The organism is Mycobacterium sp. (genome assembly GCF_019243155.1).
Classification (GTDB): domain Bacteria; phylum Actinomycetota; class Actinomycetes; order Mycobacteriales; family Mycobacteriaceae; genus Mycobacterium.
Genome location: NZ_JAFAUS010000199.1, coordinates 20,504 through 28,051, shown reverse-complemented (window position 1 = coordinate 28,051; position 7,548 = coordinate 20,504). Strand labels below are relative to the sequence as shown.

The following is a 7,548-nucleotide window of genomic DNA, read 5'->3' as shown; positions in this document are numbered from 1 at the left end:
TGGCGGTTGGGCCTGGACGGCGTCGACCCCAAAGGCATCGTGCAACTGGAATCCGCCGGCAGCCACTACACCACCTACCCGGCCGGCTCGATCGCGACGTTGCCGACCATCTTCACCCACCGCGACGTCGGGAACACTGACTGCCCGGGCAACGCCGCCTACGCCTTGATGGACGAAATGCGGGACATCGCATCCCATTTCAATGACCCGCCGGAGGAACTGATCAAGGCACTGCAAGGTGGCGTGATCTACGACCACTGGCAGGAGATCGGCGGGATGAGCAGCGTGTTGGGGTCGCCGACCTCACCGGAAGACAACGCGGCCGACGACGCCCGCTTCGTCACGTTCGCCAAGGGCGCCATGTACTGGTCACCGGAGACCGGTGCCCAACCGGTCACCGGCGCCATCTACGACGCCTGGGGCTCGCTGAGTTACGAGCGGGGTCCGCTCGGGTTGCCGACCAGCGCGGAACTCCAAGAGCCGCTGCAGATTACGCAGAACTTCCAGCACGGAACGCTGAACTACGACCGGCTGACCGGAAACATCACCGAAGTCGTGGACGGGATAACGACACCGTTGGAAACGCAATCTCCAAGCGGCCCAACGGTTCCCGCCGAGCACTTTTCGCTGCCGGCGCACCCGGTCTAGCTCAGAGCCACCAGCGTTCCAGCACCCGGCCCACCCCGTCGTCATTGTTGGGCGACGTGACCTCGTCGGCGACGGCCAGCACGTCGGGATGGGCGTTGCCCATCGCGACGCCGTGACCCGCCCACCGCAGCATCGGCAAGTCGTTGGGCATGTCGCCGAAGGCCACCACGTCCCCGTTGACGATCTCCAGCGGCCTCGCGATCTCGTCCACGCCGGTGGCCTTGCTGGTCCCCAGCGGCACGATCTCGATCAGGCCGTTGTTGGTGGAGTAGGTGATGTCGCCCTCGATGCCGACGTGTTTGGCGAGTTCGGCGGCCATGTCGGCACTGCGGGCCCCGGCGCGGCGGATGAGCAGCTTGATGGCCGGCGCACTGAGCAGGTCCTGGATCGACACCTCGGTGTTGTCGGGGTTCAGCCACGCGTGCTCGTAGCCCGGCGAGCTGATGAATTGCGGGGTCGCCGTGTCGTGGGCTCGTTCGCCGATCCGCTCGACGGCCAGCCCGGCACCCGGGATGACGCGGGTCGCCAGCTCGGCCAGCTCGCCCAGGGTGTCGACGGCCAGCGTGCGCGTCGACACCACGCGGTCGGTCGACGAGTCGTAGATGACGGCACCGTTGGCGCACACCGCCATCGGCGCGAAACCCAGCGCGTCGACGACCGGTCGGATCCAGCGCGGCGGACGCCCGGTCGCCACGACGAAGCGCGCGCCGGCGGCCACGGCGTTGCGGATGGCGTCGCGGGTGCGCGGCGTGATCGTCTCGGCGTCGTTGAACAACGTGCCGTCGACATCGCACGCGATCAGGGATGGCAAGGTCAACGAGACCGCCCGCTTTCGCGGTTAACCAAGCGGCTCAATGCAATCCGCTTTGTTCTCGGCCCTGCTTGGTCACACCGTCGGTTCCGTATTTCTCCATCCGCGCCTGCAACTCCGAGAGGCGCATCGCCTGGGAGTCCTCGCGGTTGGGCGCGCTGCCACCGAGGCGCCGCGGCACCCAGAACTCGCCCTCCGGGTGCGGGTACTCCTCCTGCACCCGGTACAGCAACCCGTTCATCGCCTCACGCAGCGCCACGTTGAGCTGCTCGGGCGTGCCCTGCGGCGCCAGCGGGCGCCCGACGGCCACCGTGATCGGGACCTTGTTGCGCCACACCTTCTTCTTGTGATCCTTGGGCCAGATCCGGTGGGCGCCCCACACGATCACCGGGATCAACGGCACCCGGGCCTCGAGCGCCATCCGCGCCGCCCCGGTCTTGAATTCCCTGAGTTCGTAACTGCGGCTGATGGTGGCCTCGGGGTGCATCCCGATGAGCTGGCCCTCCCGCAGCCGCTGCACGGCCAAGTCCAAAGCGTCGTGTCCCGTCCGGCGGTCCACCGGAATCAACCTGGCGTGCTTGATGACGTAGTTGACCGCCTTCACGTCGGCCATCTCCGCCTTGATCATGAAGTACATGCGTCGCCGACGCTCCCGCACGGCGAGCAACGACGGGAGCCAGTCCAGGTAGCTGGTGTGGTTCTGGGCGAGCAGGGCACCGCCCCGCTCGGGGATGTTCTCCAGGCCGTGAAACCGGAACTTCGTCCCCTGCATCGCGACCATCGGAGGGACGATCCACTCCCCCAACCGGTAGAAGGGCTCAGCCAATGTTCTCTCCTTCGACTACCCCGACCGGCGTTCGGCACGGCCGGGAGCCCTTTTAGCTGACCGGGCCGCAGCCTCGTCGGCTTCCATTCGGGCAGCCTGTGCCAGGGTGGGTGCCCCGCCGCCCAGCCGGTGCGGCACCCAATAGGCCCCTGGCACGTTTGAATAGCACTGTTGCACGCGGTGCAAGAGCGTCGTCATCGACGCGTGCAACGCGGCATCTGTCTGCAGAATATCTTCCCCCGCCCACACCGGGTCGCCCACCGCAACGGTGATCGGCAGCTTGGCGCGGCCGATTTGCCTTGGGTGGTCCTTGGTCCAGATCCGGTGCGCCCCCCAGACGATCACCGGGACGATCGGCACGTCCGCCTCGACGGCCATCCGGGCAGCTCCCGTTTTGAATTCCTTGAGTTCGAAGCTGCGGCTGATCGTCGCCTCCGGATAGACCCCGACCAGCTCGCCCTCGCGGAGTCGCTGCACGGCCACCGCGTAGGCACCCGAGCCGGCGCCCCGGTCCACCGGGATGGTGCGGGTGTGCTTGATCAGGAAATTGACCACCTTCACCCGCTGCATCTCGGCTTTGATCATGAACCTGAGTCGACGCCGCCTGCGATGCACGGCCAGCGCAGCAGGCAGAAAATCCACGTAACTGGTGTGGTTGATCGCGATCACGGCACCGCCCCGGTCGGGGATCTTCTCCTCACCGCAGTACGTGATCCTGGTGCCGGTGGCCCGAACCACCAGCTGGGCCAGGATCTCGAGGCTGCGGAAGGTCGGTTCCACCATAAATCGCTACTCCGGCGCCCCTGCCGATCGCGCCTTACGGGCCGCCCGGGCGGCCTTCTCCTCGGCATCCATCCGGGCCGCCTCGGCCAGCGAGGGAGCGCCACCGCCCAGCCGGTGTGGCACCCAGTACTCGCCGGCGGGATGAGAGCCGTACATTTCCTGGGCCCGCTCCAGCAGGTGCTGCATCCGCGAGTGCAGCAACCCGCTCAGCTCGGCCGTCTCCAGCGTCGGTGCGATCGGTTCGCCGACGAGCACCGTGATGGGCACCTTGGGGCGGAAGAGCTTCTTGGGATGGTCCTTGGTCCAGACCCGCTGGGCACCCCAGACGATGATTGGGACGATCGGCACGCCCGCCTCGACCGCCATCCGCGCGGCGCCGCTCTTGAACTCCTTGATCTCGAAGCTGCGGCTGATCGTGGCTTCCGGGTAGACGCCGACGAGCTCTCCGTCCTTGAGCATCCTGACCGCGGCCTCATACGACGCCGCTCCGTCTTGCCGGTCGACCGAGATGTGCCGCAGGCTGCGCATGATCGGCCCGGTGATCTTGTGGTCGAACACCTCCTGCTTGGCCATGAACCGCACCTTGCGCCCCAGGGCCTGCCGGTAGGCGGGCAGACCCGCGAAGGTGAAGTCGAGGTAGCCGGTGTGATTGATCGCGATGACCGCTCCACCGCTCTTCGGCAAATTCTCGACGCCCGTGACGGTGATCTTCAGACCCTGGACGCGCCAGATCATGCGGGCAAGCTGAATGACAGTCCCGTATACCGGTTCCACAGCTAGTCAGCCTAATGCTCCCGGCTGTGAGCCGACTGATGTGTGGCCGATCGGTGGACCAACCTGGCATCGGCGACTGAGCCGGATCCGGGTCGCATCGACTACTACCTGTAGTTGTGCGATACCGACAGTGACGCCGCGCGCTAAGCTCGGGGGCTGAAAAACCGTTACCGCGCCTGGGGCACCCAAGGCGTTTCGGCGGCCCCCAGGAAGGTGTTTGTGCAGGTCACCAGCGTAGGTCACGCCGGATTTCTGATCGAGACCCACGCGGGCAGCATCCTTTGCGACCCGTGGGTCAATCCGGCCTACTTCGCGTCCTGGTTCCCGTTCCCCGACAACAGCGGGCTGGACTGGGACCGCCTGGGTGACTGCGACTACCTGTACGTGTCGCACCTGCACAAGGATCACTTCGACGCCAAGAACCTGACCGAGCACGTCAACAAAGACGCGGTGGTGCTGCTACCCGAATTCCCGGTACCCGACCTACGAAATGAGTTGCAGCTGCTGGGATTTCACCGGTTCTTCGAGACCAGCAATTCGGTCAAGCATCGGATCACCGGCGCCAAGGGTGACCTCGACATCATGATCATCGCGTTGCGGGCGCCCGCCGACGGACCGATCGGTGATTCCGCGCTTATCGTTTCCGACGGCACCACAACGGTTTTCAACATGAACGACGCCAGACCGGTGGATCTGGATGTGTTGACATCGGAATTCGGTCACATCGACGCGCACCTGCTGCAGTACTCGGGGGCGATCTGGTACCCGATGGTCTACGACATGCCCGAGCGTGCCAAGGAATCGTTCGGCGTCCAGAAGCGCCAGCGGCAGATGGATCGCGCTCGCCAGTACATCACCCAGGTGGGCGCGACGTGGGTGGTCCCGTCCGCCGGCCCGCCATGTTTCCTAGATCCCGAGTTGCGCAGCCTCAACGACGACAGCGGCGATCCCGCCAACATCTTTCCGGACCAGATGGTGTTCCTGGACCAGATGCGCACCCACGGCCACGACGGCGGCTTGTTGATGGTCCCCGGGTCGACCGCGGATTTCTCTGGCACGACGTTGAATTCGCTGTGCCACCCGCTGCCCGCCGATCTGGGGGCACCGCCCGAATGTGGGTCGGTCGAGGAGATTCTCACCACCGGCAAGGCCGCCTACATCGCGGCCTACGCGCAACGGATGGAGCCCGTCCTGGCCGCGGAGCGGGCGAGCTGGGCCCCGGCTACCTCAGAGCCGCTGCTGGAACCGCTGCGCGCGCTGTTCGAGCCGATCATGTCGCAAAGCGATGAGATCTGCGACGGGATCGGTTACCCCGTAGAGCTGGTGATCGGTCCGGAGACCGTCGTTCTCGACTTTCCGAAACGTGCCGTACGAGAACGGATTCCCGATGAACGAGTACGGTATGGCTTCGCCATCCCACCCGAGCTGGTGCGCACCGTGTTGCGCGATCACGAGCCGGACTGGGTCAACACCATTTTCTTGTCCACCCGTTTCCGGGCGTGGCGGGTCGGCGGCTACAACGAATACCTGTACACATTCTTCAAGTGCCTGACCGACGAGCGGATCGCCTACGCCGACGGCTGGTTCGCCGAGACCCACGACGACTCGGCATCGGTCACCCTGGACGGCTGGCAGATTCAGCGCCGTTGCCCGCACCTCAAAGCCGACCTGTCGAAATTCGGTGTGGTCGAGGGCAATACGCTGACCTGTAACCTGCACGGCTGGCAATGGCGACTGGACGACGGGCGCTGCCTGACAGCGCGTGGCCACCAGCTCCGGAGCTCCCGAGCGTGAACGGGACCTACGACGACGGCCTGGTTCAACTGGACCGCGCCGCAATCACGCTGCGCCGCTACCACTTTCCCTCGGACACGTCGAAGGTCATTGCTTTGAGCACGATCCGTGGCTACAAAGCCGAAGGACTGGGCACTTTCACACACCGGTTCCGGGTGTGGGGCTCCTCGGACTTCCGCCGCTGGCTGCCGCTCGACGTGAGTCGGCCGTTCAAGTCGACCCTGATCACCCTGGACGTGCCGGGGACCTGGCCCAGCCCCGCATGCACCCCGGAACATCCCGAGGAGTTCATCGCCCTGCTGGACGAACTGCTGGCGCAACGCGGTTAACGGTCGCTAGACCGCACGCTCGGCGAGCGCTTGGGTCGCAGCGTTGTAGCCCGGAGTGAACGTGATCCCCGGCCCGCCGTGGCATCCGGCACTGCCCAGGTAGAGACCGTCGATCGGAATCGGCTGGCCGATAAAGCCTTTGGGGCCGGGCCGGTTGGGACCGACCTGATTCGCGTTCAGCAACCCGTGGCAGTAGTCACCGGACGGCGCGCCGAACATCACTCCCATGTGCCTGGGCGTGAACGTGGTGTGCCGGATGATGCTGGCCTCGAAGTTCGGGGCCAACCGGGTGACCTTGTCGATCACCCGTTGTCCCATTTCGACCTTCGCCTGCCCGTAGTCGGCGCCGCCCTCGATCGGGAACCACAGCGCGAAGGCTGACGCAGCGTGCTTGCCCTCGGGCGCCAGGTCCGGATCGTTCTGCGACGGAATCTGCAAGACGACGGTCGGGTCGGCGGGCACGATGCCGCGGCGGCAATCCTCCCATTGCTGCTGGACTTCCTCGGGCGTGCAGAACAGGCCTATCGAGGCCTGCATCGCGGGTTCGTTGAGCGCCTCGTACGGTGGCGCGAAGGCGGGGGCTTCGTTGAGCGCGAAGTGCATCTGCAGGTAGCTGCCGCGGTGGTCGATCCGGGCGTACCGCTCCCGGATGTCAGCGGGCAGCACCGCCGGGTCGATCAACTCGTTGAGCGTGATGTCGGGGGCGATGCCGGAGACGACGATCGGCGCCTGAAGCGTCTCCCCTGCCTCGGTGCGCACCCCGGTCACCCGGCCGTCGGCGACCAGGATTTCGGTAACTTTGGTCCGCAGCCTGACCTCGCCACCGTGACTCTCGAACAGCTCGCTCAGGTGCGAGGTCAACGCGCCGATGCCGCCGCGCAGCTTCTTCATCTGCATGAAATCACCCTCGGGAACACCCAGGCCGAACGCGAGCGCCGCCGCGCTGCCGGGTGTGGCCGGCCCGCGGTAGAGAGTGTTGACGGCCAACACCGTCATCGAGCCGCGCAGCGCGGCATGCTTCTCGCGGTCCGGCAGGTACCGGTCGAGCACATCGGTGACCGAGCCGAACAGCATGTCGTCGATCGCCGAGCGCTCGAATTCGTTTGTCGCACAGGCATACATCTCGTCGAAGGTCTTAGGCGATGTTCCCGCTTCGAACCGGCCCAGCGCCCGGGTCGGCGCCTGACTCCAGGCCATCAGCCCCGCCATGCCGTTGACGGCGTCGGCCCCGTGCACCTCGTTGAGGTGGGTGAACAATTTGATCGGGTCGCTGTACTGGACCAGCGGGTCGTCACCGACGCCGCGCAGGGCCACCGACATCACGTCCAGGTCGATCGTCGGCAGGGTGTCCAGGCCGAGCTCGTTGATCACCACGGACGACGTCGGGAACTGCACCGAGCCCGCGATCTCGAACTGGTAGCCGTCGAAAAGCTCGACGGTGGAAGCCATTCCGCCGGCGTAGAGCTTGGGATCCAGACAGACGGTGCGCAGTCCCGCCTTCTGCAGCAGCACCGCGGCGGCCAGCCCGTTGTGCCCGGCACCGATAACGATCGCGTCATAACCAGTCATGTCCAGCCCTCCGG

At 66.0% G+C, this 7,548-nt stretch carries 7 protein-coding genes and 1 pseudogene; 3 read left to right on the top strand and 5 right to left on the bottom strand.

Going from position 1 to position 7,548, the window contains the following annotated elements; translation table 11 throughout:
• Positions 1-648, top strand: a pseudogene (locus JOZ00_RS09920) (cold-shock protein); the annotation flags it as partial.
• 1 nt (position 649) lies between these two features.
• Here the strand turns inward: JOZ00_RS09920 and JOZ00_RS09915 are convergent.
• Genes JOZ00_RS09915 through JOZ00_RS09900 form a run of 4 tightly spaced genes read right to left on the bottom strand, consistent with a single transcriptional unit; the run spans position 650 to position 3,842 of the window.
• Positions 650-1,465, bottom strand: a complete 816-nt coding sequence (locus JOZ00_RS09915) for an HAD family hydrolase (protein WP_293343199.1) — start codon at positions 1,463-1,465, stop codon at positions 650-652.
• A 34-nt stretch (positions 1,466-1,499) separates the two neighbouring features.
• On the bottom strand, positions 1,500-2,285 hold the full coding sequence (locus tag JOZ00_RS09910; RefSeq protein WP_293343196.1) for a lysophospholipid acyltransferase family protein: 786 nt from the start codon (positions 2,283-2,285) through the stop codon (positions 1,500-1,502).
• Positions 2,286-2,300: 15 nt separating this feature from the next.
• Positions 2,301-3,068 carry a lysophospholipid acyltransferase family protein gene (locus JOZ00_RS09905; RefSeq protein ID WP_293343193.1) on the bottom strand — a complete coding sequence of 256 codons (768 nt, stop codon included), beginning with the start codon at positions 3,066-3,068 and terminating at the stop codon, positions 2,301-2,303.
• Between the two features lie 6 nt (positions 3,069-3,074).
• Positions 3,075-3,842, bottom strand: a complete 768-nt coding sequence (locus JOZ00_RS09900; RefSeq protein WP_293343190.1) for a 1-acyl-sn-glycerol-3-phosphate acyltransferase — start codon at positions 3,840-3,842, stop codon at positions 3,075-3,077.
• Positions 3,843-4,061: 219 nt separating this feature from the next.
• Here JOZ00_RS09900 and JOZ00_RS09895 point away from each other — a divergent pair, with 219 nt between their 5' ends.
• Both JOZ00_RS09895 and JOZ00_RS09890 read left to right on the top strand, forming a co-directional pair.
• Positions 4,062-5,636, top strand: coding sequence for an MBL fold metallo-hydrolase (locus JOZ00_RS09895; RefSeq protein WP_293343187.1), 1,575 nt, complete (start codon positions 4,062-4,064; stop codon positions 5,634-5,636).
• Entirely contained in the window at positions 5,633-5,965 is a 333-nt protein-coding gene (locus JOZ00_RS09890) for a hypothetical protein (protein WP_293343184.1), read from the top strand. The genes JOZ00_RS09895 and JOZ00_RS09890 overlap by 4 nt, the downstream gene beginning before the upstream one ends.
• A 6-nt stretch (positions 5,966-5,971) precedes the next feature.
• On the opposite strand, the gene JOZ00_RS09885 is transcribed toward JOZ00_RS09890, so the two are convergent.
• Entirely contained in the window at positions 5,972-7,534 is a 1,563-nt protein-coding gene (locus JOZ00_RS09885) for an NAD(P)/FAD-dependent oxidoreductase (protein WP_293343181.1), read from the bottom strand.
• Between the last annotated feature and the right edge of the window lie 14 nt (positions 7,535-7,548).

Bases quoted from the DNA above. Each gene is read 5' to 3' on its own strand.
- JOZ00_RS09905 (WP_293343193.1), bottom strand. From the start codon at position 3,068: ATGGTGGAACCGACCTTCCGCAGCCTCGAGATCCTGGCCCAGCTGGTG.
- JOZ00_RS09885 (WP_293343181.1), bottom strand. From the start codon at position 7,534: ATGACTGGTTATGACGCGATCGTTATCGGTGCCGGGCACAACGGGCTG.